This window comes from Methylobacterium ajmalii (assembly GCF_016613415.1).
Lineage (GTDB): Bacteria > Pseudomonadota > Alphaproteobacteria > Rhizobiales > Beijerinckiaceae > Methylobacterium > Methylobacterium ajmalii.
The window spans coordinates 29,436-51,222 of record NZ_JACWCT010000076.1; the positions used below are offsets into that span (position 1 = coordinate 29,436).

The 21,787-nt window shown below is 69.5% G+C and carries 23 protein-coding genes, 4 pseudogenes and 1 other annotated feature; of the genes and pseudogenes, 13 read left to right on the forward strand and 14 right to left on the reverse strand.

Annotated elements, in window-relative coordinates; genetic code table 11:
* Positions 1-98: 98 nt before the first annotated feature.
* Positions 99-761 (reverse strand): response regulator, encoded by a 663-nt coding sequence (locus HPY23_RS14490; RefSeq protein ID WP_091890996.1) that lies wholly within the window; start codon positions 759-761, stop codon positions 99-101.
* Positions 762-863: 102 nt separating this feature from the next.
* Between HPY23_RS14490 and dsbD the strand changes: the two are divergent.
* The 9 genes and pseudogenes from dsbD to HPY23_RS14535 all read left to right on the forward strand — a co-directional run bounded on the left by dsbD (position 864) and on the right by HPY23_RS14535 (position 7,840).
* Positions 864-2,602 (forward strand): annotated as a pseudogene (dsbD, locus tag HPY23_RS14495) (protein-disulfide reductase DsbD).
* Positions 2,603-2,642: 40 nt separating this feature from the next.
* Positions 2,643-3,278 carry a DsbA family protein gene (locus tag HPY23_RS14500; RefSeq protein ID WP_091890993.1) on the forward strand — a complete coding sequence of 212 codons (636 nt, stop codon included), beginning with the start codon at positions 2,643-2,645 and terminating at the stop codon, positions 3,276-3,278.
* Complete coding sequence (locus HPY23_RS14505) at positions 3,278-4,126, forward strand: L,D-transpeptidase (protein ID WP_091890990.1); 849 nt, start codon at positions 3,278-3,280, stop codon at positions 4,124-4,126. The genes HPY23_RS14500 and HPY23_RS14505 overlap by 1 nt, the downstream gene beginning before the upstream one ends.
* Positions 4,113-4,574, forward strand: a complete 462-nt coding sequence (locus HPY23_RS14510; RefSeq protein WP_091890987.1) for a DsrE family protein — start codon at positions 4,113-4,115, stop codon at positions 4,572-4,574. The genes HPY23_RS14505 and HPY23_RS14510 overlap by 14 nt, the downstream gene beginning before the upstream one ends.
* 253 nt (positions 4,575-4,827) lie before the next feature.
* Entirely contained in the window at positions 4,828-5,253 is a 426-nt protein-coding gene (locus HPY23_RS14515; protein WP_091890984.1) for a YeeE/YedE family protein, read from the forward strand.
* Between the two features lie 3 nt (positions 5,254-5,256).
* Positions 5,257-5,703 (forward strand): YeeE/YedE family protein, encoded by a 447-nt coding sequence (locus HPY23_RS14520; protein WP_091890981.1) that lies wholly within the window; start codon positions 5,257-5,259, stop codon positions 5,701-5,703.
* Positions 5,700-6,509 (forward strand): annotated as a pseudogene (locus HPY23_RS14525) (sulfite exporter TauE/SafE family protein). Before HPY23_RS14520 ends, HPY23_RS14525 begins: the two are co-directional and overlap by 4 nt.
* Before the next feature lie 21 nt (positions 6,510-6,530).
* Complete coding sequence (locus HPY23_RS14530; protein WP_091890978.1) at positions 6,531-7,442, forward strand: MBL fold metallo-hydrolase; 912 nt, start codon at positions 6,531-6,533, stop codon at positions 7,440-7,442.
* Between the two features lie 11 nt (positions 7,443-7,453).
* Positions 7,454-7,840, forward strand: a complete 387-nt coding sequence (locus tag HPY23_RS14535) for a rhodanese-like domain-containing protein (RefSeq protein WP_091891031.1) — start codon at positions 7,454-7,456, stop codon at positions 7,838-7,840.
* Positions 7,841-7,951: 111 nt separating this feature from the next.
* On the opposite strand, the pseudogene HPY23_RS14540 reads toward HPY23_RS14535, so the two are convergent.
* The 5 genes and pseudogenes from HPY23_RS14540 to HPY23_RS14560 form a co-directional block, all read right to left on the reverse strand.
* Positions 7,952-9,103, reverse strand: a pseudogene (locus HPY23_RS14540) (MFS transporter); the annotation flags it as partial.
* A 7-nt stretch (positions 9,104-9,110) separates the two neighbouring features.
* Positions 9,111-10,406, reverse strand: a complete 1,296-nt coding sequence (locus HPY23_RS14545; protein ID WP_091890975.1) for an arsenic transporter — start codon at positions 10,404-10,406, stop codon at positions 9,111-9,113.
* A gap of 38 nt (positions 10,407-10,444) precedes the next feature.
* Positions 10,445-10,870 (reverse strand): arsenate reductase (glutaredoxin), encoded by a 426-nt coding sequence (gene arsC / locus HPY23_RS14550; protein ID WP_091890970.1) that lies wholly within the window; start codon positions 10,868-10,870, stop codon positions 10,445-10,447.
* Positions 10,870-11,397: an arsenate reductase ArsC gene (locus HPY23_RS14555; RefSeq protein ID WP_091890967.1), complete on the reverse strand. Its 528-nt coding sequence runs from the start codon at positions 11,395-11,397 to the stop codon at positions 10,870-10,872. The genes arsC and HPY23_RS14555 overlap by 1 nt, the downstream gene beginning before the upstream one ends.
* Positions 11,390-11,749: an ArsR/SmtB family transcription factor gene (locus HPY23_RS14560; protein WP_091890963.1), complete on the reverse strand. Its 360-nt coding sequence runs from the start codon at positions 11,747-11,749 to the stop codon at positions 11,390-11,392. The genes HPY23_RS14555 and HPY23_RS14560 overlap by 8 nt, the downstream gene beginning before the upstream one ends.
* 50 nt (positions 11,750-11,799) lie before the next feature.
* On the opposite strand from HPY23_RS14560, the gene arsH reads away from it, so the two are divergent.
* Positions 11,800-12,546 (forward strand): arsenical resistance protein ArsH, encoded by a 747-nt coding sequence (gene arsH, locus HPY23_RS14565; protein ID WP_091890960.1) that lies wholly within the window; start codon positions 11,800-11,802, stop codon positions 12,544-12,546.
* A gap of 14 nt (positions 12,547-12,560) precedes the next feature.
* On the opposite strand, the gene HPY23_RS14570 is transcribed toward arsH, so the two are convergent.
* The 5 genes from HPY23_RS14570 to HPY23_RS14590 form a co-directional block, all read right to left on the reverse strand.
* Positions 12,561-13,331 carry a potassium channel family protein gene (locus HPY23_RS14570; protein WP_091890957.1) on the reverse strand — a complete coding sequence of 257 codons (771 nt, stop codon included), beginning with the start codon at positions 13,329-13,331 and terminating at the stop codon, positions 12,561-12,563.
* A gap of 48 nt (positions 13,332-13,379) precedes the next feature.
* Complete coding sequence (gene nhaA, locus HPY23_RS14575) at positions 13,380-14,582, reverse strand: Na+/H+ antiporter NhaA (protein ID WP_091890954.1); 1,203 nt, start codon at positions 14,580-14,582, stop codon at positions 13,380-13,382.
* A 246-nt stretch (positions 14,583-14,828) separates the two neighbouring features.
* Positions 14,829-16,313: a SulP family inorganic anion transporter gene (locus HPY23_RS14580; RefSeq protein ID WP_091890951.1), complete on the reverse strand. Its 1,485-nt coding sequence runs from the start codon at positions 16,311-16,313 to the stop codon at positions 14,829-14,831.
* A 108-nt stretch (positions 16,314-16,421) separates the two neighbouring features.
* Positions 16,422-16,477: a sequence feature (sul1 is cis-regulatory element that is thought to sense ions involved in sulfur or methionine metabolism; They are found in Alphaproteobacteria), on the reverse strand.
* A gap of 1,061 nt (positions 16,478-17,538) precedes the next feature.
* Complete coding sequence (locus tag HPY23_RS14585; RefSeq protein ID WP_091890945.1) at positions 17,539-18,288, reverse strand: DUF4396 domain-containing protein; 750 nt, start codon at positions 18,286-18,288, stop codon at positions 17,539-17,541.
* On the reverse strand, positions 18,285-19,034 hold the full coding sequence (locus HPY23_RS14590) for a MauE/DoxX family redox-associated membrane protein (protein ID WP_091890941.1): 750 nt from the start codon (positions 19,032-19,034) through the stop codon (positions 18,285-18,287). The genes HPY23_RS14585 and HPY23_RS14590 overlap by 4 nt, the downstream gene beginning before the upstream one ends.
* Before the next feature lie 139 nt (positions 19,035-19,173).
* Here HPY23_RS14590 and cueR point away from each other — a divergent pair, with 139 nt between their 5' ends.
* A complete protein-coding gene (gene cueR, locus HPY23_RS14595) occupies positions 19,174-19,647 on the forward strand; it encodes a Cu(I)-responsive transcriptional regulator (RefSeq protein WP_091890939.1) in 474 nt (157 codons plus the stop codon).
* A gap of 37 nt (positions 19,648-19,684) precedes the next feature.
* On the opposite strand, the gene HPY23_RS14600 is transcribed toward cueR, so the two are convergent.
* From HPY23_RS14600 to HPY23_RS14610, 3 genes are read right to left on the reverse strand one after another with little or no spacing between them, the layout of a single operon-like run.
* A complete protein-coding gene (locus tag HPY23_RS14600) occupies positions 19,685-19,867 on the reverse strand; it encodes a hypothetical protein (RefSeq protein ID WP_091890937.1) in 183 nt (60 codons plus the stop codon).
* A 59-nt stretch (positions 19,868-19,926) separates the two neighbouring features.
* Positions 19,927-20,328, reverse strand: coding sequence for a DUF305 domain-containing protein (locus HPY23_RS14605; RefSeq protein WP_091890911.1), 402 nt, complete (start codon positions 20,326-20,328; stop codon positions 19,927-19,929).
* A 23-nt stretch (positions 20,329-20,351) separates the two neighbouring features.
* Complete coding sequence (locus tag HPY23_RS14610) at positions 20,352-20,732, reverse strand: hypothetical protein (RefSeq protein WP_091890908.1); 381 nt, start codon at positions 20,730-20,732, stop codon at positions 20,352-20,354.
* Here HPY23_RS14610 and HPY23_RS14615 point away from each other — a divergent pair.
* Together HPY23_RS14615 and HPY23_RS34080 are read left to right on the forward strand one after the other, a co-directional pair.
* A pseudogene (locus HPY23_RS14615) lies at positions 20,685-20,837 on the forward strand (ATP-binding protein); the annotation flags it as partial. The gene HPY23_RS14610 and the pseudogene HPY23_RS14615 sit on opposite strands and share 48 nt — an antisense overlap.
* Positions 20,838-21,005: 168 nt before the next feature.
* Positions 21,006-21,787: ISL3 family transposase (locus HPY23_RS34080; RefSeq protein WP_420891338.1), on the forward strand; the 782-nt coding region annotated here is incomplete at its 3' end.

Here is a 21,787-nt window from a genome sequence, read left to right on the forward strand (position 1 = left end):
CTCGCGCTTTGAGCCAAAGTAGATCCAGGCGACCGCGCTGAGCCAGATCAGGCCGGTGGCGAGCAGCAGGATGGCGAACAGCCTGGCGCGGAGCGACCTCATGTCAGGGCCCTCATGCGGTAGCCGAGGCCGCGCACCGTTTCGATGGCGTGTCGGCCGATCTTGGCGCGCAGGTTGTGCATGTGAACCTCGACGGCATTGCTCTCGACCTCTTCCTGCCAGCCGTAGAGGCGCTCCTCCAACTCCGCTTTCGAGCGAAGCACGTCAGGTCGTTCCATGAGGGCCGCCAGAACCATAACCTCGCGCCGGGAGACGGCGACCGGCACACCGTCGACGGTGACGGCGAGGCTGCCGGGATCGAGCCGGATGGCGCCGTGTTCCAGGATCGCCGCGGCCCGCCCCGAAGCCCGCCGGACGACGGCGCGGATGCGGGCGGAGAGCTCGTCGAGGTCGAAAGGCTTGCCGAGATAGTCGTCGGCGCCCCCGTCGAGCCCGGCGATCCGGTCGGCCACGGCGTCCCGGGCCGTCAGCAGGACGACCGGCGTCCGGTCGTTCCGGCGGCGAAGCCCCCGCAACACGTCGAGGCCAGAGCCATCGGGCAGCATCAGGTCGAGCACGATGGCCGAGAACGCGCTCGTGGCGAGCGCCGCCTCGGCGTCGGCGCAGGTCGCGACGCAATCGACCGTCGCCCCGGCCAAGCCCAAACCAGCCCGGAGCCCGTCCGACAGGATGGTGTCGTCCTCGACGACGAGGATGCGCATGCGCGTCTCCCTTCACCGCCTCCATCCTCCGGGCCCCGCTTAAGCCTGGCTTAAGCTGCGTTTCCGATCCGCGTCGGGCCGATCCGAGCCCGGACCCCACCTATGCCGAACGTGTTCACCCACCTTGTCCTCGCTGCCCTGCTCTGGACCGGCTCCTCGCTGTGGTCGCCGGGGCAGTGCCGCGAGCCCGGTGCGAGGCCAACGCCCTTCACCGTCGATGTCACCCGTGACCCCGACCTCTCGCTGCGCCTGCGATGGACCATCGCCCCCGGCACCTACCTCTACCGTGACAAGATCGCCGCCTCCGACGGAAGCGGCAGGGAGCTGCCCGTCGGCACCCAGCCCGGCGAGACCAAGGACGACCCCAACTTCGGGCCGACGGAAGTCTATCACGGCGCGACGGAGGCCATCGTGCCAGGTGCGGCTCTCGCGGGGCTGCGCGAGGTGCGCGTCACCTATCAGGGCTGTGCCGAGAAGGGCATCTGCTACCCGCCGATCAGCAAGGTCATCGAGGTCCCCGCGGGAGGTCCACAGGCGACCGCCGAGACGCCGGCCACTGGCGCGCAGACCGAGCCCGAGAGCGGCCTGCTCTCGGGCCAACTCGCGGGCGTCCTGGCGACCTTCCTCGGGCTCGGCCTGCTCCTGGCCTTCACCCCGTGCGTGCTCCCGATGGTCCCGGTGCTGGCCGGCATGCTGGCCAGGTCCGGGGAGCGGCTCTCGGCCGGGCGCGGCTTCGTCCTGTCCGGCACCTACGTGTTCGCGATGGCGCTGGCCTACGGGACGCTTGGCGTGGCGGCGGCATGGTCCGGGCGCAACCTCCAGGTCGCGCTCCAGACTCCCACTGCGCTCGGACTGCTCGCCGCGGCCTTCGCCTCCCTGGCCTTGTCGATGTTCGGCGTGTTCGACCTGGCGCTGCCGTCCGGTGCCGCCGGCCGCCTGTCGCGCCTGAGCGGAGGCAGGCTTGGCGCGCTTGGTGGCGCCTCCGTCATGGGGTTCACCTCCGCCCTGATCGTCGGGCCCTGCGTGACGCCGCCGCTCGCCGCGGCACTCCTCTATGTCGCCCAGACCGGAGACGTGGTGCGGGGTGCCGCCGCCCTGTTCGCGCTCGGCCTCGGCATGGGCCTGCCCTGATCGCGTTCGGGACGTTCGGGGCAGGGATCCTGCCGAAGTCAGGCCCATGGCTCGTCGTCGCCAAGCAGGCCTTCGGGGTGGTCTTCCTCGCGTTGGCCATCACCATGGTCTCGCGCCTCGTGCCGTCCGAGGTCTCCCTCGTGCTTTGGGGCGCGCTGGCGATCGACATCGGCGTGTTCGTCGGGGCGTTCGACGTCGTCACGGCGGGCGCCGCGGGCCGGCTGGGCAAGGGCGCTGGTATCGTTGCCGTAACCTACGGCTGCGCCCTCGTCGTCGGCGCCGCGAGCGGCGGGACCGACCCGCTCCGGCCGCTCGCCGGACTCGGCCGGACGCAGGCAGCCCACGTCGAGGAAGGCCGGACTGTCTCCTCCGTCCCGGCTTTCGAGGCCGCCCTCGCGGCGGCCCGTGCCGCGGGCAAGCCGGTGCTCGTCGAGTTCGCCGCCGACTGGTGCACCGTCTGCAAGACGAACGAACGGACGGTCCTGGCCGATGCCGACGTCCGAGCGAGGCTGAGGGCCGTCTCGGTGATCCGCGCCGACGTCACCCGCGACGACGACGCCACACGCGCCCTGATGCGGCGCTTCGAGGTCGTCGGACCGCCAACCCTCATCCTGATGCGACCCAACGGCGCCGAGGTCCGCGAGGCCCGCACCGAGGGCGAATTCACGGTCGATGACCTGAAGCGTCGTCTCGCCCTCGTCGGCGCCTGAGCCACCCCCTTTCGACAAATTAAGTTTCACGGAGACCACGATGGACCGCAGGACCCTGCTCGCCCTTCTGCCCGCCGCCGCGCTTGCGCCCGCCCTGCTCTCGCTGGCGCCGCCGACCGAGGAAGCCTTCGCCCAGGGCGTCGACCCCAACGCGATCCTCAACGACCCGCAGGCGCCGGTCTCCGGTAACCCGAAGGGCGACCTGACCATCGTCGCGTTCCTCGATTACAACTGCCCGTTCTGCAAGAAGGCCGAGCCCGACCTTCTCCGCCTGGTGAAGACGGACGGGCGCATCCGCCTCGTCCACAAGGACTGGCCGATCCTCGGGGACGCCTCCGTCTACGGCGCCCAGTTCGCCCTCGCGGCGCGCTACCAGGGGCGCTACGAGACCGTCCACGCGGCCCTGATGGGCATTCCGGGCCGCGGCATCACCAAGGAACGGATGCGGGAGGCGGTCGAGGCCTCCGGCGTCGACATGACCCGGCTGGAGCGGGACCGCATGGCACTTGCCGGCGAGATCGCGGGCTTGCTCCAGCGCAATCTCGACCAAGCCGACGCCCTCGGCCTGCAGGGAACCCCGGTCTTCCTAATCGGCCAGCTAAAGGTCGCGGCGGCGCTCGATTTCGACGGTTTCAGGCAGGCGGTCGTCCAGGCCCGCGCGCGAGGACGCTCGTGATGCCGCGGCCCCTCCGCCTTCCGACGGTGATCGCCCTCGCCACGGCGCTCGGCGCCTGCTCGACCTCACAGGGGGCGCCAGCCCCCATCGCGGTGGCCCGGCCGCAGATCGCTCCGGAGGTCTTGCGCCGGTACGCCGCCGTCACGGACGAACCCTTCCCGGTCGAGGCGGTCGACCCGCGTGACCTCAAGGCGCGCAACGTCCGCCAGTTGGTCGACTTCCCGTCGAAGGAGCCGCCCGGCACCCTCGTCGTCGATCCATACAAGCGCTCTCTCTACCCCGTCATGGAGGGCGGCAAGGCGATGCGCTACGCGGTCGGCGTCGGCAAGGCCGGATTCGAGTTCACCGGCGAGGCGACCGTCGCCCGCAAGGCTTCCTGGCCGCGATGGGCGCCGACCCCCGACATGCTCCGGCGTGATCCGGAGCGGAACGGGCGCTGGGCCGGCGGCATGCCAGGCGGCGACAGGAACCCGCTCGGGGCCCGGGCGCTCTACCTGTTCAAGGACGGCAAGGACACGCTGTACCGCATCCACGGCACGACGGAGCCCTGGAGCATCGGCGAAGCGGTGTCCTCGGGATGCATCCGCATGCTGAACCAGGACGTGATCGACCTGCACCGGCGCGTCCCTACCGGCACGAAGGTGGTGGTGCTCGGGTCCCGGGGCACCGTCCACGCCGCACGGCCAAAAGCGCCGGAGACGACGGGCAGCCTCGGGAACGGCGCATCCGCCGGACTGACGCCGGACGACGGCCTCGATCATGCGGGGCTCGACGACCTTTCGCGCAACGCGTCGGAAGCACCCGAGCCTCCGGCCTACGACAGGGAGTCGGACGATGACGGTCTTTAGGAGCCTGATGATCGCGGTCGTTCTTGCGACCCTGAGCTTAGGGGCGGCCCATGCCGGCTCGGAGGCGCCGGCCGGGTACTACGCTGACCAGAAGGTGGTCTACCACAATGACGGCGGCCTCGACGGAGCCGCCTACTTCAAGCGCCTTCTCGGCAACCTGCGCAACCACGTCGAGGCTGTGGGCAAGGCCCATGTCGAGATCCGCGTGGTGAGCCACGGCGACGGGGTCGCGCTCTTCCAGTCGGCCGTGAACGACAAGGAGGTCGCCGCCCGTATCGATGCCCTCAAGGGGATAGGAGTCCGGTTCCTCATCTGCGCCAACACTTTGCGCGAACGGAAGATCGACCGTGGCACGCTCTACGGCGTCACCGAGGACGACGTCGTGCCGAGCGGTGTCGCCGAACTGGCGCGGCTGCAGGGCATGGGGTTCGCCTACATCCATCCGTGAGTTGGTCGAACGGGGGAAGACGATCTTCTCGTCGGCATCGACGCCACGCCATCGATGGCGTCTGCCCAAAGGCGAAGGCGTCCGTGCGCCATCGCACCCCCTCAGCGCATCCCAATCCAGGCCGTCGGTTTCACGCTTGCTATTACATTAGTTGATGCTAAATAAGAGTTATCTAATGTGCCGGCTCGGCAGGGCAGGACGTCCCTTGCAGTCAGCCGGGCATCCCCCGGACCACCGCCTGGGAGCGACCACCATGGATGGCTTCACGCCTGTCAGCGCCCTCGCCGGCGGTGCCTTGATCGGCACCTCCGCGGCCCTGTTCCTGCTCCTCAACGGACGGATCGCCGGCATCAGCGGCATTCTCGGCGGCCTCCCAACCCCGCCGTCTCGCGAGACCGGCTGGCGCGCCGCCTTCGTGGCAGGACTCGTCCTGGCGCCGTTCGCCTATGCCGGCCTGGGTGGCAGCCTGCCGCCGGTGGCGGTGGATGCCTCGTTCCCGCTGCTCGCCGTCGCCGGCCTGCTGGTCGGGTTCGGATCGCGCCTCGGTGCCGGCTGCACGAGCGGCCACGGGGTCTGCGGCATCGGCCGTGGCTCGCCCCGCTCCGTGGTCGCCACCGGCACCTTCATGGCCGTCGCCATCCTGACCGTCCTCGTCGTGCGCCATCTCGTCGGAGCCTAAGCCATGGCTAAGACCGTTTCCGCCTTCGCCGTCGGCCTCCTGTTCGGCCTCGGCCTCCTCGTCTCCGGCATGGCCGATCCGGCCAAGGTCCTCGCCTTCCTCGACGTGACCGGGCGCTGGGACCCAAGCCTCGCCTTCGTGATGGCTGGCGCCGTCGCGGTCTCGGCGACGGGCTATCTCGTGGCGCGGCGCCGTGGGCGGCCGTTGCTCGCCTCCCGGCTTGAGATCCCGAACCGGCGCGACCTCGACCCGCGCCTGATCGCCGGCGCCGCGGTGTTCGGTATCGGCTGGGGCCTCGGCGGCCTGTGCCCGGGGCCCGCGCTCACCCTGCTGACGGTCGCACCGGCGCAAGCGGTGACCTTCGTCGTCGCCATGGTCGTCGGGATGCGGGCGTTTCGCCTTCTCCCGGCGGCAGCCCCGAAGCCGGCGGTCCAGGGAGCCGACGCATGACGCCCGGCCTGCTGACATCCGGCCTAGCCGCCGGCTCGGGCGGGGTCGTCGGCGTGATCCTCGGTCTCGTCGGCGGGGGTGGCTCGATCCTGGCCGTCCCGCTCCTGACCACCATCGTCGGCGTGTCCTCGCCACATGTGGCGATCGGCACCAGCGCCTTGGCGGTGTTGGTCAGCGCGGCCGGCAACCTCGTCCCGTAATGGCGGGCCGGGAACGTGAAGTGGCGATGCGCGGCGGCGTTCTCGGTCGCCGGCGTCCTCGGCGCGCTGGCCGGCTCGGTCGCTGCGAAGGCGGTCGACGGGCAGAGCCTCCTGGCCCTGTTCGGGGTCGTGATGCTGGTGGTCGGGAGCCTGATGCTGCGCACGCGGCGCGGCGACGGCGACCCGGAGGTGCGCCTGACCAAGGCCAACGCCCCGGTACTCCTGCCCTGGCTGCTCGGCATCGGGTTCGCGGTCGGCCTGTTCTCCGGCTTCTTCGGCATCGGCGGGGGATTCCTCATCGTGCCGGGCCTGATGCTGGCGACGTCGATGCCGCTGCAGATGGCCATCGGCACCTCGCTGGTCGCGGTCAGCGCCTTCGGGGCGGCGACCGCGGCGAGCTACGCCGCCTCCGGCCTGATCGACTGGCCGTTGGCCGGCCTGTTCATCCTGGGCGGCGTGCTCGGGGGCCTCGTCGGATCGAGGCTCGGACAGCGGCTCGCCGGGCGCAAGCGCGCCCTCACCATCACCTTCGCCGGCCTCGTCATCCTGGTCGGCCTCTACGTCGTCGCCCGCGGGGCCCTACCGCTCCTCGGCGCCAACACCTGAACCCGAAAAAGGAGGCGTTTCATGTCGGACCAGACCATCGAAGCCCTGCGCGGGCACCCCATCGTCACCGGCTTCCATGACGAGCCGACCGGCAGCATTCAGTACGTCGTCGCCGATCCCGGGACGAGGCGCTGCGCCATCATCGACCCGGTGCTCGACTTCGACCCGAAGTCCGGCGCGACCGCGACCCGCTCCGCCGACGCCTTGCTCGCCCATATCGAGCGCGAGGGCTATGAGCTGGAGTGGATCCTCGACACCCACCCGCACGCCGACCACTTCTCGGCAGCCGGCTACCTCCACGACCGGACGGGCGTCCCGACCGCCATCGGCGAGAAGGTCGTCGACGTGCAGCGGCTCTGGAAGGTGCTCTACAACCTGCCCGACGCGTTCCGGACGGACGGGTCGCAGTGGTCGCGGCTCTTCGCCGACGGCGAGCGCTTCCGGATCGGCGACCTCGACGTCGAGGTGCTGTTCACGCCGGGCCACACCATGGCCTCCATCGCCTACCGGGTCGGCGACGCCGCCTTCATCCATGACACGCTGTTCATGCCCGACAGCGGCTCGGCGCGAGCCGATTTTCCGGGCGGCAGCGCGCTCGCGCTCTGGCGCAGCATCCAGCGCATCATGGCGTTGCCGGACGAGACGCGGCTGTTCACCGGGCACGATTACCGCCCGGACGGGCGCGCGGCGGCCTGGGAGAGCACGGTCGCCCGGCAGCGGGCCGAGAACCCGCACTTGGTCGATACCCCGACCGAGGAGGCGTTCGTCCGCATGCGCGAGGCACGCGACCGCGAACTGCCGATGCCCAAGCTCATCCTGCATTCCCTGCAGGTGAACATCCGAGGCGGCCGCCTGCCCGAGCCCGAGGCGGACGGCAGGCGTTACCTGAAAATCCCGCTGGACGCCCTCGAAGGCGCGGCCTGGGGCGAGTGACGGAGGAAGCCATGACCATGAGAAGCGCGAAAGACTTGGTGGCGCAAGCCAACCGCGAGGTGGAGACCGTGTCGCCCGAGGAAGCGCTCGCCCGCCTCGGCCAGCCCGACACGATGCTCGTCGACGTCCGGGAGGGCGAGGAGTTGGCCAAGACCGGCAGGATCGCCGGCGCGGTCCACGTGCCGCGCGGCTTCCTGGAATTCCAGGCCGACCCGGAGAGCCCGACCCACAAGGCCGAGCTCGGCGGCGGCAGGCGCCTGGTTCTCTACTGCGCCTCCGGCAACCGGTCGGCCCTGGCCGCGAAGGCGCTCAACGACATGGGCCTCGGACCGGTCGCCCATGTCGCCGGAGGCTTCCCGGCACTTGCGAAGGCTGGGGCAATGGTCGAGCCGGCCTAGGGGCGGTCCTTCCCAGGGGCCGGGCTTGGCGATCTGTCGCTTGACCCGACGTCTCCAGGGAGTGAACCCGGCCGGCGGCGCCGGCTTCATCGTCAACGTTCGGCCGTGCCCCCACAAGGCCATGGCCAATCCGAAGTTCGCCAGCGCGAGCGCCGCCAGCAGGCTATAGGCGGCGTTGGCGCCGCCGTAGGTGAGCGCCACCGCTCCAAGGGAGGGTGCCGCGGCCTGCGCGATCAGACCCGGGCGCGCCAGACTGCCCACGAGCACCGGGTAGCGGACCGGGCCGAACAGTGCGAGCGGCACCGTGCCCCGGGCAATTGAGTAGACCCCGTTGCCCGCGCCATAGAGGACCAAGGCGAGGCCGACCGCCGGCACGCCCGCCGCCAGGATGGCCAGCCCTATGACAACCAGCGCCATGGCAATGGTCAGGGTCCAGAGCGGGTGGTGCCGGCCCCTGTTCGCCATCTCGACGATGCGGGCTCCGACCTGGGCCGGCCCGATCAGCGCGCCATAGGAGACGGCCGCGGCCAGCGCGACGCCACGGGCCTGCAGGAGCGCGATCAGGTGCACCGAAACCAGCGTCATCACGGTGCCGCCGAGCACCAGCACGCCGGCCATCAGCCGGTAGGCCCGGCGCTCGCGGGGCGTCAGCGGCCCGTCCGCGTGTTGCGCTTCGCCTTTCACGGTCTCTGGCTCAGGCGCCTTCGGGATCAGGCCGAGAACGAGCGGCAGGGTCACGACGAGGTGCAACCCGGCATAGGCGAGGCATGCGCCACGCCAGCCGACCTGCTCCACGAGGAAGGCCGAGAGCGGCCAGCAGACGGTGCTGGCGAACCCTCCCCATAGGGTCAGCGTCGTGATGGCCGGCCGCGCCTCTGCGCCGTAGAGCCTGCCAAGGGTTGCGAAGGCGGGGTCGTAGAGCCCGCAACCCATGCCGAGGCCGAGGAGAAGCCAGCCGGCGAGGAACACGGGCAAGTTCGGTGCGAGGCCGAGCACGACGTGCCCCGCCGCCAGCAGCAGCGCGGCCAGCGCTAGGACCGGACGGCCCCCGTGCCGGTGGATGGCGATTCCGACCCGGGGCGAGGCGATGGCCGCTACCAGGAGCCCGATGGACAGGCCGCCGACCACCCAAGCCAGCGGCCAGCCGGTGTCCGCCGCGATGGGACCGGCGAGCACCGCCGGCAGGTAGAACGAGGAGCCCCAGGCGAAGATCTGGACGATGCCGAGCGCCGGGATGACCTGCCATCGGGGCCGCGCAGCCATCGGCATGCTACCAGACCCCAAGTGCCGGAAGCCAAAGCGCCAACGCGGCTAGGGTGGCGAGGAGCACCGGCGGCGTGATGACGAGACCGACCCGCATGTACTGCCCCCAGGTGATGTGCTGGCCCTTGGTGTCGAGAACGTGCAGCCAGAGCAGGGTCGCCAGGCTGCCGATCGGCGTGAATTTCGGGCCCAGGTCGCAGCCGATGACGTTGGCGTAGACCATGAGCTCGCGCATCAGAGGCGAGAGGTCTGGCGCCTGTTGGATGGAGAGCGCGCCCACCAGGACGCTCGGCATGTTGTTCATGACCGAGGAAAGGATCGCAGCGGCGAACCCCGTGCCGATGGTGGAGACGAATGGACCAAAGCCCGAAAGCCAAACGAGCCCCTGCGCCAGGTAGTCGGTCAGCTCGGCGTTCCTGAGGCCGTAGACCACGAGGTACATGCCGAGGCTGAAAAGCACGATCTGCCAGGGTGCGCCCGCCAGAACCTTGCGGATGGGGATGACGCGGCTGCGGTTGGCGAGCGCCAGCATGACCCCAGCCCCGGCGCAGGTCACGACCGACACCGGCACGCCGAACGGCGCGGTGACGAAGTAGGCGATCAGCAGCAGGCCCAGGAGCGGGAACGCCGCCCGGAACACGAGCGGATCGCGGATGGCGTGCCGTGGGGCCTCCAGCTCCCCGACCGGATACGTGGCCGGCAGGTCGCGGCGGTAGAACAGCCAGAGCACGATCAGGGTCGCGGCCAGCGAGACGAGGTTCACCGGCACCATCACGGCGGCGTAGCGGCTGAAGGAGACGTCGAAGAAGTTGGCCGAGACGATGTTGACGAGGTTCGAGATGACCAGGGGTAGGCTGGTCGAGTCCGCCACGAACCCGCAGGCGATGATGAACGCCAGGGCGGCCGCCGGCTTGAAGTCGAGGCGCAGCAGGATGGCGAGCACGAAGGGGGTGAGCAGCAGGGCGGCGCCGTCGTTGGCGAAGACCGCCGCGATGGCCGCGCCGAGGAGGATCACCAGCGGGAAGAGCATGCGACCCCGGCCCCTGCCCCAACGGGCGATGTGCAGGGCCGCCCAGTGGAAGAAGCCGGCCTCATCGAGCAGCAGCGAGATGATGATCAGCGCCACGAAGGTGAAGGTGGCGTCCCAGACGATGTGCCAGACCACCGGGATGTCACCGGGATGGATGACCCCAGTGGCGAGCGCGACGGCGGCCCCGATCAGCGCGCTCCATCCGATGCCGAAGCCCTTGGGTTGCCAGATGACGAGGACGAGGGTGACCACGAAAATGGCGAGCGCGAGCATCGGCACCGTTTCTTGTTCTTGATGGAGCGGGAGGAGGATCAGGCGGTGCCGACGCGGCGCCCGCGCTCGTCGACGACGCGCTCGCCGTCCTCCTTAACGAACTCGCCCCGCTGCTCGGGCAGCAGGTCCAGCACGGCCTCGGACGGCCGGCACAGGCGCACGCCCTTCGGGCTCACCACCAGCGGGCGGTTGAGCAGGACCGGGTGGGCATCGATGGCGTCGAGGAGCTGGTCGTCGGTCAGCGCGGGGTTGGCGAGGCCGAGCTCGGCGTAGGGCGTGCCCTTCTCGCGCAGCGCGTCACGGACCGAGAGGCCGGCCCGGGAGAGCAACTGCTTGATGAGCGCCCGGCTCGGCGGTGTCTTGAGATACTCGACCACGTGTGGCTCGACGCCGGCGTTGCGGATCATCGCCAGGGTGTTGCGGGACGTGCCACAGGCGGGGTTGTGGTAGATGACCACGTCCATCACGCGACCTCCGGGCGGGCCGAGGTCGCGCCGGCCATCTGGCCGATCTCGCGGACCTTCGACGACAGGGCGACCTGGTCGAGGCTTCCGAGCGGCAGGGCGACGAAGGCCGCGATCCGATTCTTGAGGTATCGCTGGGCGGTGACGAAGGCGCGCTTGCGCTCCATCTCCGAGCCCTCCGCTGCGGCGGGGTTCTCGATGCCCCAGTGGGCCGTCACCGGCTGGCCCGGCCAGTACGGACACGCCTCGCCGGCGGCGTTGTCACAGACGGTGAAGACGAAATCCATGACGGGGGCGTCTGGACCGGCGAACTCGTCCCACGACTTCGAGCGCAGGCCCTCGGTCGGGTGGTCGCTCTCCCGCAGGACCTGCAGCGCCAGCGGGTGCGGCTCGCCCTTCGGCTGGCTGCCGGCCGAGAAGGCGCGGAAGCGGCCGCCGCCCTCCTTGTTGAGCATGGCCTCGGCCAGGATCGAGCGGGCCGAGTTGCCGGTGCAGAGGAACAGGACGTTATAGGCGGGCTCAGGCATGGAGGGTGTCCCCGGTGGTGCAGTCGCAGGCGGCGAGCGCGGCGACGGCCGGAGCGCACACCTCGGGGTGGCCCTGGCAGCAGTCGCGCATGAGGAACTGGACGAGGTCGGACAGGCCGGCGTAGGCGGCGCTGTAAATGACCGACTTGCCCTCGCGCCGGGAGGTGATCAGCCCGGCGTGCGAAAGTTCCTTCAGGTGGAAGGACAGGTTGTTGCCGGCCACGTTCACCGTCTCGGCGAGGACGCCGGCGGCGAGCCCGTCCGGGCCGGCGGTGACCAGGGCGCGCACGACCCGGAGCCGATGCTCCTGGCCGAGGGCCGCGAAGGCCGCGAGGGCTTGTCGTTCGTCCATCGAATGACCTATATATCAACTATCGTTGAAATGTAGAGGAATGAAGCGCCTTGGACAAGCCCCAGCAGCCGTTCTCCGACGGAATGCCGAACCTCTCCGAGGTTTACTTCGAGGTGCCGACCCCCGAGCGGGTGGAGGCGTCGGCGCCGTTGGCGCACGCGCCCCGCTTCCTAATCCTCTACGGGTCGCTCCGGGAGCGGTCCTTCAGCCGGTTCCTGGCCTACGAGGCGGCGCGGTTGCTGGAGGCGATGGGCGGCGAGGTCCGCATCTTCCACGCGGACGGGCTGCCGCTACCTGACGACGCGACCGCCGATCACCCGAAGGTGCAGGAGCTTCGCCAACTCTCGATTTGGTCGGAGGGGCAGGTCTGGGTCAGCCCGGAGCGGCACGGCAACATGACAGGGGTGATGAAGGCCCAAGTCGACTGGCTGCCGCTCAGCGAGGGCTCCGTGCGACCGACGCAGGGGCGGACGCTGGCGGTGATGCAGGTCTCGGGTGGCTCGCAGAGCTTCAATGCGGTGAACAGCCTGCGGGTGCTCGGGCGCTGGATGCGGATGGTGACGATCCCGAACCAGTCCTCGGTGCCAATGGCCTACAAGGAGTTCGACGATGCCGGCCGCATGAAGCCGGGGCCGCTCTACGACCGGGTCGTGGACGTCTGCGAGGAGCTGATGAAGTTTACGCTGCTAACCCGCGGGCGTGCCGATTACCTCGTCGACCGCTACTCCGAGCGCAAGCAGCGCGAGCCGGAGCGCCTCAAAGCCTTGGCCGCCGACATCGGGTTTGCGAAGCGCTGACGCCGGGCTCCGCCTCAGTTCGCTCCCTCGTCGGGGATGTTGAGGAGGTGGCCGCAAGCCTTGCAGTGGACGGCGTCCGGCTCGTAGCGCTGCAGCCCGCACGCGGTGCAGGGAAAGCGCACCTTGTAGGGGCGGAACACCACCTGCGCGAGGCGGAAGAACAGCGTCACGCCGCAGATCATCACGAAGACGGACAGCAGCCGGCCCGTCGGTCCGGGCAGGGTGATGTCGCCGTAGCCGGTCGTCGTAAGCGACGTCACCGTGAAATAGAGGGCGTCGACCGGTGTCTGGATCGCCGGGTTGCCGCCGTGTTGGGTGGCGTAGACGATGCCTGTCATGACGAACACGAACACAACCAGGTTCGTGGCCGCCAGGATCGCGTCCTCGTTGCGGCAGAACAGGTCGCTGTCCTGCCGCAGCCGCTCCAGGAGGTGGTAGGTGCGCAGTAGGCGCAGCGTCCGCAGGATGCGAAGGAAGCCGACGCCCTCGACGACCACCCGCGCGACGAACGAGGCCACTGCCACGAGGTCCGTCCAGGTGCTCAGGTGCCGGAACTCGCGCAGCGGCGAGCGGCTGACGAGCAGGCGGGCGGCGAAGTCGGCCAGGACGCAGGCGCCCACCACGAGGTCGCAGGCGACGATCCACGGCGACAGCGGCAGGAAGGAGGTGACGACGACGAAGGCGATGGTCGCCACGTCGAACACCAGCAGGGCGTAGCGGAAGCGGTGCGCGCCGGGCGTGTCGCCCTCGTAAAGTTCGCGCAGCGTCGCTTTGGGTGGTGTCATCGGGGTCGAGGCGCGAGCGGTGAAGGTGGGAGTCCTGCTTCGGCCGGCTCAGCGCCGGGACGGATGGACCGGGATGAGCCACAGCACCAGCGCTCCGGCGGCCATGCACGCCAGCGAGCCGATCAGCACGCCGACCTTGGTCTCGGCCTCAAGCTCCGGGGCGTTCGCGAAGGCGAGCAGGCCGATGAACAGGCTCATGGTGAAGCCGACGCCGCACAGGAGCGAGACGCCGTAGACTTGCGCCCAGGTCGCGTGCGCCGGGCGCTGCGCCAGCCCGAGCCTTACCGCGGCGACGACGAGGCCGAACACGCCGACCTGCTTGCCGACGAACAGACCGAGCGCCACGCCGAGCGTGACCGGGTCCAGCAGCATGGGCGGCGTGATCCCGGCGAGCGACACGCCCGCGTTGGCGAAGCCGAAGATGGGCAGGATGAGATAGGCCGACCAGGGATGGACCGCGTGCTCCAGGATGTGGAGCGGCGAGGTCGGATCGTCCGGCTTGCCGACGCTGAGACGGAGCGGGACCGTCAGCGCCAGCAGCACGCCGGCGATGGTCGCATGGACGCCCGACTTGAGCACGAACACCCACAGCACCGCGCCGAGCAGCAGGTAGGGCCAGAGGCGGGCGACGCCGGCCTTGTTCATCCCGTAGAGGACCGCGAGCGTGACCGCCGCCCCACCGAGCATCGGCAGCGATAGGTCGGCGGTGTAGAACGCCGCGATGATGAGGACCGCGCCCAGGTCGTCGATGATGGCCAGGGCCGTCAGGAAGACCTTGAGCGAGACCGGTACGCGCGAGCCGAGAAGCGCCAGCACGCCGAGCGCGAAGGCGATGTCGGTGGCGGCCGGGATCGCCCAGCCGCGCAGGGTCTCGGGCGAGTTCCAGTTCACGGCGGCGTAGACGATGGCCGGGACCGCCATCCCGCCGAGGGCCGCGAGCCCCGGGAGGACCCGGTCGGGCCACGTGCGCAGGCGACCGTCCAGCACCTCGCGCTTGATCTCCAGCCCGACGAGCAGGAAGAACACCGCCATCAGGGCGTCGTTGATCCAGTGCAGGACCGATAGGGGACCGAGGTAGGCCTTCAGCGCGGCGAAGTAGGTGTCCGCCAGCGGCGAGTTGGCGATCACCAGGGCGAGCGCGGCGCTCGCCATCAGGACGAGGCCGCCGCCGGCGTCGCTGGTCAGGACATTGCGCAGGGCCGACAGGGGACGGCGGCGAGGCCGCGGAACGATGTGCGAAGGCGACGACACGGGCACGGGTCTCCGGCGCTGGCGGCCCGACCAGCGCTCGTCCTGCCGGTCCGACCGACGGACCGCGCACCCTGCGCGGGCTATCGCATCGAAGCCGGGCAGGGACAACCCGTCCCGCACCGGATCCTCAGGGGAGGCGCCGAAACCCGCCGGCGTGCCGTTTAACCGGCGGCAGGCCACGCCTAAGACCCTTGGGTCGGGCGGCACGGGCGCGGGTCTACGCCGGCGCCCATGCCTATTCCTCGGTCAGTGACCGGGTGCGGCCAGCGCGGCCCCCGGCTTGTCATGGGTGCCGAGCCGTTCGACCATCGTGGCCGTGGCCTCGTTCATGCCGATGACGTCGACCGGGATGCCGTGGTGCCGGAACTTGAGCACGACCCGGTCGAGCGCGTTGACGCTGGTGATGTCCCAGAAGTGCGCGGCCGTGAGGTCGAGCACGACGCCCCGGAGGTCCTCCTCGCGGAAGTCGAAGGCGGAGTGGAACGCCTCGGCGGTGGCAAAGAAGATCTGGCCGGTCACCTTGTAGGTGCGCACCGCCCGGGCCTCGTCGCGCGAGGACGCGACGCCGAAGAACTTGGTGACCTTGTGGGCGAAGAACAGGCCGCTGAGGATCACCCCGAAGAGCACGCCCTTGGCGAGGTCGTGGGTGGCCACGACGACCGCGACGGTGCCGAGCATGACGAAGCTCGACGACTTCGGATGGGTCACCAGCGTGCGGAAGGACTTCCACTGGAAAGTGTTGATCGAGACCATGATCATGACCGCGACCAGCGCCGCCATCGGAATCTGCGCCACGTAGGGGCCGAGCACGACGATCAGGAACAGCAGGAATACGCCGGAGAACAGGGTCGAGAGCCGCCCCCGGCCGCCGGAGGAGACGTTGATCACCGACTGGCCGATCATGGCGCAGCCGGCCATGCCGCCGAGGAACCCGGAGGCGATGTTGGCGACGCCCTGGCCGGCGCACTCGCGGTTCTTGTTCGAGGTCGTGTCGGTCATCTCGTCGACGATGGCCGCCGTCATCAGGCTCTCCAGCAGGCCGACCATGGTCAGGGTCAGCGAAACCGGAAGGATGATCCGCAGGGTCTCCCAGGTGAACGGCACCTGCGGCAGGGCCACCCAGGGCAGCTCGCTCGCGAGCGCGCCCATGTCACCAACCTTGTGGATACCGAAGCCGAGGTACATCGAGACCCCGGTCAGCAGGACGATGGTGACCAGCGGCGAGGGCACCGCCTTAGTGAGGTACGGCAGGCCGTAGATGATGCCGAGGCCGACCGCCGTCATCAGGTAGACGGCCGTGCCCTGCCCGATCAGCTCCGGCATCTGCGCCAGGAAGATCAGGATGGCCAGGGCGTTGACGAACCCGGTCACGACCGAGCGCGAGACGAACCGCATCAGGTTGCCGAGCCTGAGCGCGCCGGCGGCGATCTGCAAGAGGCCGGTGAGGATGGTGGCGGCGAACAGGTAGCCGACGCCATGGTCCTTCACGAGGCCCACCATCAGGAGCGCCATGGCGCCGGTCGCGGCGGAGATCATGGCGGGCCGCCCGCCCGCGACGGCGGTGACGACGGCGATGCAGAAGGAGGCGTAGAGGCCAACCTTCGGGTCGACGCCGGCGATGATGGAGAAGGCGATGGCCTCGGGGATGAGGGCGAGGGCCACGACGGCGCCCGCCAGCAACTCGCGCGTGACGTTCGAAGCCCACTCGCTCCGTAGGTGGACGAGATCCATTGTTGTGACAGGCTTTCCTTGTCCCAGGCGCGTTCGGTACGTCGCATGGGGCGCGCAACAGGGCCGGTCGGCCTCCTCGGAGGTCCGCGACTCAGGCACCACGATTTGCGTTATCCGGCGGATCGGCGGCCGGAAGAGCCACCCGGGCTTTCACCGGGTCCGGTCTTGTGGCGGGACCATAACCCGAGAGTTCGCTGCGGCGCAATACGGCAGGCGCGTTCGATCCGCGACCTGGGCATCGGAGGGCTCCGGGTTCCCGTCAGAGGTCGAGGGCGCCTAGCGTCGCTGCGATGGAGAGAAGGCCGCAGAGCACGGCTGCGAAGATCGCGCGAGCCCGGACCCAGGCACCACCCTCGTTGTCGTTGCAAGCTGTCGGCAGCGTGCAGGGTCGACGCCGCCACTTGCGGGTCGAGCACGGCGCTTCCCGGAAGCTCGGCGTGGGCGGGCTATCGGACTGGTGGCGACACGACATGGGCGAATCGCTGGGGTGTTGCTGCCTTCCTGCGGGACGGCTCCGGCATACTACATGGCTCGCCACTTACTGCCAGTACGGCTTGGTACCCATCGGCCAGGGCGACGACCGACACGAAATCCTGAACGCAATGGGTGGACATCTGTGAGCGTCATGCGGTCCGGTGGGCGTAGCGTCCATCGTCGCAAGCAACAAATGAGCGACTGAACGACACCCGCGCGTCCATCTTATTCTTGAGGGTCCCGCGGATAAGCGGCTCCTTGTGCAAGATTGCACCGCGGAGTGTCATGGCTCTGAGCCTCGGCAGGAGTTTCGACGGTGTGAAGGGGCCCCGCTCGACGAGGAACTTGGCTATCTCTTGCATGACGCGGCCCCAGAACTCCTCGGCCCGGAAGCGGTCGAGCTGGTACTCGACCTTCTGGATGTGCGCGAGGACGGACGCGGCCTCGTCATCAGCGGCACAGGCCCGGGCTGCGAGCGCGGCGTTCTAGGCCTGGATGGTCTCGACCATCCCAAGCAAGAGCTCGCAGTCCTATTTGTTGTTGGTCGCCATTGTTACGGCGGGCTCGCGCTTGGCCCCCTTCTGGAGGTCCGTGACAAGGGACTGACCTGCCTCCCTTATGGCGTTCGACTTGTCGGTGAGTTTGATCTTGGGGTCGTAGCCGCGCTTCTCGCGCCAAAGGCGCAGGTGCTTGTCGTCCTCCCGAGAGGATCCGCCGATGGGCAGGGCTCACGCACTTTGCGTAATGCACCTCACATCCGTTCCTTGATGCCGGAACCGATGAGCCACCAGTTGACCGGGTAGCTGGTGAGGAACCCCGCCACCATGGCGATCTGCATGGCAAACCAGAACTCGACTGTGTTAACCGGCGCCGACTGCCCCGTCAGCGCTGGGTAGATCCGGAACTGCACGAGCGCCATGAGGCCGTACATGCCGACCTGCCACGAGATCAGCGACAGGGTGTCCGCCTTCACCGCCGCGACCAGGCCCTTGCCGGGCGAGAGGCCCCGCATCGGCACGATGGCGTAATACTGGAACACGATCCCGAGCGCGTAGGCGAAGACGAAGTCGAGCACCCAGACCGCGTACATCTTCTCCTCGAACAGCGAGTGCCAGCCGAACCAGACCGCCACCGCCGGCATCAGGAAGGCCAGCCACTCGGCGGCGACGTCGCCGAGCATGCAGCCGCTGCCGCAGTGGAGCGCGCCCTTGCCCACCATGGCCGGGAACGGCGTCCGCGTCATGTTCGGGGGCTTCTCGTCCCGCTCCATTGCGTGGTGGTGCGCCTCCATCGTGGCGAGCCGCCCGTAGCGGAAGTAGGCCCAGACCACGGCGAGCGTTCCGAACAGGGCGCAGACCGGCCAGACGACGTTCATCACCGTCATGTGCTGCGGGTGCCGGATCACCTGCACCGACAGCAGCAGCGAGCAGGCGCCCCCCAGTAGGAGGGACGCCACGGAGAGGGCATGGAGCCAGCCCGGGGCGGCGAAGGCGGCGCTCACTGGTGCATCCCCAGCATCCAGAGGGCCATGGCGACCATCATCACGTTCTCGGTCAGCGAGACGAACCCGAGCGGCACCTTGCTCGACCCGCCGACGCAGGCGCACTTGATGTCCCGCTTGTCGACGTAGACCGCCTTGAACACCGACACCGCCCCGACCGTGCCGATGAACAGGGCCACCGGGATCGAGACCCAGTTCAGGGCGCCCGCGACCATCAGCACGCCGGCGATGCCCTCCAGGAACGGATAGGCGTAGGCGTAGCGGACCCAGCGTTGCCCCAGCAGGTCGTAGCCCAGGAACATCGACGAGAAGCTCTCGACGTCCTGGAGCTTCAGGAGGGCGAGCACGCACATGCTGAAGGCGATGAACCACTCGGCCGCACGAACCGTCAACGGCGTGCCGAACACGGCGTAGCTCGCCGCCAGGGCCATCAACGCCGTCATCGAGAACACCGCGATGACGGGCGTGTAGGTCGTGGCGTTCGGATCGTTGGCGGCCTTGCCGAAGTGGCGCTGCAGGTCGTCGAAGCCGCCGACGCGCTCGCCGTTGATGAAGGTCTGCGGCGTCGACTTGACCTGGTGCTCCGCCTTGAAGCGGTCGGTCTGCGCCCGGTCGGTCAGGAGGTGGTCCTCGACCTCGAAGCCCTGGCGTTCGAGGAGGTCCTTGGCCTTCAGGCCGTAGGGACAAGTGTGTTCGGGGGTGACCATCCGATAAAGGATTGCCTTGCGGCCGGCGGTGGCTTGCATCGGAATCTCCAGATCAGGGGCTGGACCGGTTCCGCCCTACGCGCTCCCGGTTCGAAGCGGCGGACGGGTGGGTCGTGAAAGTTGCGAACGGTTGTGAACGTTCCCATCATGGCAAGGTCAACACAGGGGTGGTACCGTCATGAACATCGGTGAGGCCGCCCGGGCCTCCGGGGTTTCGGCCAAGATGATCCGCCACTACGAGAGTATCGGCCTCGTGCCTCCCGCCGGACGGCGGGACAGCGGCTACCGGGATTACGGCGCCGCCGACCTGCACCGGCTCGGCTTCATCCGGCACGCCCGGGACCTCGGCTTCTCCCTGGAGCGCATCAAGGTGCTGCTCGGTCTTTGGGTCGATCCCGGCCGGAGCAACGCCGACGTGAAGGCCATCGCCGAGGCGCACCTCCGGGAGCTGGAGGAGCGCGCCCGGCAACTCAACGAGATGGCCGACGCCCTGCGCTCCCTGGCCGACGCCTGCGACGGCGACGGGCGACCGGACTGCCCGATCATCGCCAGCCTGGTGACCGGGGCCGACGCCCCGGCCTGCCACCCTAATCCCGCCCCGGCGACGCCCGAACCCCCGGCGCCGCGCGGGAAAGCCCGCACCAAGCGTTGAGGGCGGGACGGCCTCCGCCCTCGAACGCCCTGTCGCGTCACATTCTCATCGACTTGCCCATTCCCTCGCAGCAGCAGCCCTTCCTGCCGCCCTTCATGGACATCGACGCCATGGGCTTGGCGCACATCCCCTTTCCGGACTTGCCGCAGCACCCAGCCGCCATGGCCGGGCTTAGCGAGAGGGCTATAAGGGCGGCGGTGGCGGTCACGAGACGCTTCATGTTCGTTCTCCTTGGGTGGTCCGATTGCGGCACGGCGTTCCGGGACGTCGGCTCGGGGCCTACTTGGCGTTCTTCTTCAGCCACGCCTCCATGTCGGAAATCTCCGTGGTCTGGTCATCGATGATCTTCTGGGCCATCGCCTTGGTAGCCGGGCCCTTGGCGTGCCTCAGGGCGATCTTGGCCATCTCGACCGCGCCCTTGTGGTGCGGGATCATGTGCGTGCGGAAGTCGACGTCGGCGTTGCCGGTGTATGGGACGTCCATGTCCTTCATCATCGCCCTGCCGGCGGCCTTGAAGTCCTTGGTCGAGGCGTTGTCCTTCGGGTCCGGCTTCATCGAACTCATCGAGCCCATGTCCTTGCCGGACACGGAGCCGTGGTCGTGCGTGCCCTGGGCGGCGGCGGGGCCGGCGAGGCCAGCCGACAGCAGGGCGAGGACGGCGAGGGTGCGGAGGCGGGCCATGGGTCTTCCTCTCTCGGTGGGGGTCAGTTGAACTTGCCGCTGGCGGTCGCGCCGTCGGGGCCGGTGAGCTGCACGGCTCCCTTCGGGCTGTCCCCGAGCGCGACCGCGGCCTTGCCGGTGAGGCGGTTGCCGTCGGCGGGCTCCAGCGTCACGCGGGCCGGCTTGCCGCCGACGACGAGGATGACGGTGCCCTTGTAGCCGGCGGCCGGGACCGGCTTCTGGCCCTCGTCGGACAGGAACACGTCGACCGTCTCGCCCTTGGCGACGAGCTCGACGTGGAACTTGCCGGCGTCCGCCACCCGGCCGCCATGCTGGCCGGCGGTCTCGTGGGCGCACACGGCGGTCGCGGCGAGCAGGCCGGCGACGCGGTGCTGACGGCGGCGATGCTGGACCGGGTGCTGCACCACGCCAGCGTGGTGACGATCACAGGCGAAAGCTACCGGCTGAAGGACAAGCGGCGCGCCGGGCTGGTGGCGCGGCCAGTGCGGGAACCAACGGTTCCTGCGTGAAGGGTGGGTCAGGTTACGATCGGCGACAAAGCCAAAGGTGGGCTCTCCCGCATTTGTGGTGCAGCCGGATGGCGAGTCACGGAGCCGCACGGATCGTGAACATCAGGACCGGCCTGCACATCTTAGCTGGTGTCCAAACGCCTGCTGCCCCTCATCCCCGCCGGTCTCGTGGTCGATCAGGTCGACCTCGAGCCTGATCAGATCATCATCCGTACCCATCCCCGCGCGACGACCGCCGGCTGCCCGGGGTGTGGGGAGATCTCGGCTCAGCCTCACTCACGCTACACCCGCGCCCTGGCCGACCTTCCCTGGCAAGGCCGGCGCGTCGTCATCGCGGTCCAGACCCGGCGATGGCGTTGCCCGCAGCCACATTGCCCTCGCGGTGTCTTCGCCGAGCGCCTCGCCGGCGTTGCCCAGGCCGGCGCACGCCGCACTCACCGCCTCGGCGACCTCCAGCACCACCTCGGTCTCGCGCTCGGCGGTGAAGCCGGCGCACGCCTGGCGGGGCGCCTCGGCCTGCCGGTCAGCCCCGACACGCTGCTGCGCCTCGTGCGAGGTCGCGCTCCCGCGCAGGCAGAGCGCGCACCGCGAGTGCTCGGCATCGATGATTGGGCCTGGCGGCGCGGTCAGCGCTACGGCACGATCCTGTGCGATCTGGAACGAGGCCAGGTCATCGACCTGCTGCCCGACCGCGAGGCCACCACCGTAGCAGACTGGTTGCAGCGGCATCCCGGCGTCGAGGTCGTGGCTCGTGACCGTGCCGGTGCCTATGCCGATGGCGTGCGTCGCGGCGCTCCCGGGGCGGTCCAGGTCGCGGATCGATGGCATCTGCTCTGCAACGGCTCGCAAGCGCTGGTGCAGGTGCTCGATCGGCACCGCGGCGAGTTCTCCCGTGTCGCGCGAACTGTCGTGAGCCAAGCCGCAGCGGAAGCGCCACCGGTCGAACCCCG

Bases quoted from the DNA above. Each gene is read 5' to 3' on its own strand.
- HPY23_RS14490 (WP_091890996.1), bottom strand. From the start codon at position 761: ATGCGCATCCTCGTCGTCGAGGACGACACCATCCTGTCGGACGGGCTC.
- HPY23_RS14500 (WP_091890993.1), top strand. From the start codon at position 2,643: ATGGACCGCAGGACCCTGCTCGCCCTTCTGCCCGCCGCCGCGCTTGCG.
- HPY23_RS14505 (WP_091890990.1), top strand. From the start codon at position 3,278: ATGCCGCGGCCCCTCCGCCTTCCGACGGTGATCGCCCTCGCCACGGCG.
- HPY23_RS14510 (WP_091890987.1), top strand. From the start codon at position 4,113: ATGACGGTCTTTAGGAGCCTGATGATCGCGGTCGTTCTTGCGACCCTG.
- HPY23_RS14515 (WP_091890984.1), top strand. From the start codon at position 4,828: ATGGATGGCTTCACGCCTGTCAGCGCCCTCGCCGGCGGTGCCTTGATC.
- HPY23_RS14520 (WP_091890981.1), top strand. From the start codon at position 5,257: ATGGCTAAGACCGTTTCCGCCTTCGCCGTCGGCCTCCTGTTCGGCCTC.
- HPY23_RS14530 (WP_091890978.1), top strand. From the start codon at position 6,531: ATGTCGGACCAGACCATCGAAGCCCTGCGCGGGCACCCCATCGTCACC.
- HPY23_RS14535 (WP_091891031.1), top strand. From the start codon at position 7,454: ATGACCATGAGAAGCGCGAAAGACTTGGTGGCGCAAGCCAACCGCGAG.
- HPY23_RS14545 (WP_091890975.1), bottom strand. From the start codon at position 10,406: ATGCTCGCGCTCGCCATTTTCGTGGTCACCCTCGTCCTCGTCATCTGG.
- arsC (WP_091890970.1), bottom strand. From the start codon at position 10,870: ATGGACGTGGTCATCTACCACAACCCCGCCTGTGGCACGTCCCGCAAC.
- HPY23_RS14555 (WP_091890967.1), bottom strand. From the start codon at position 11,397: ATGCCTGAGCCCGCCTATAACGTCCTGTTCCTCTGCACCGGCAACTCG.
- HPY23_RS14560 (WP_091890963.1), bottom strand. From the start codon at position 11,749: ATGGACGAACGACAAGCCCTCGCGGCCTTCGCGGCCCTCGGCCAGGAG.
- HPY23_RS14570 (WP_091890957.1), bottom strand. From the start codon at position 13,331: ATGACACCACCCAAAGCGACGCTGCGCGAACTTTACGAGGGCGACACG.
- HPY23_RS14580 (WP_091890951.1), bottom strand. From the start codon at position 16,313: ATGGATCTCGTCCACCTACGGAGCGAGTGGGCTTCGAACGTCACGCGC.
- HPY23_RS14590 (WP_091890941.1), bottom strand. From the start codon at position 19,034: ATGCAAGCCACCGCCGGCCGCAAGGCAATCCTTTATCGGATGGTCACC.
- cueR (WP_091890939.1), top strand. From the start codon at position 19,174: ATGAACATCGGTGAGGCCGCCCGGGCCTCCGGGGTTTCGGCCAAGATG.
- HPY23_RS14600 (WP_091890937.1), bottom strand. From the start codon at position 19,867: ATGAAGCGTCTCGTGACCGCCACCGCCGCCCTTATAGCCCTCTCGCTA.
- HPY23_RS14605 (WP_091890911.1), bottom strand. From the start codon at position 20,328: ATGGCCCGCCTCCGCACCCTCGCCGTCCTCGCCCTGCTGTCGGCTGGC.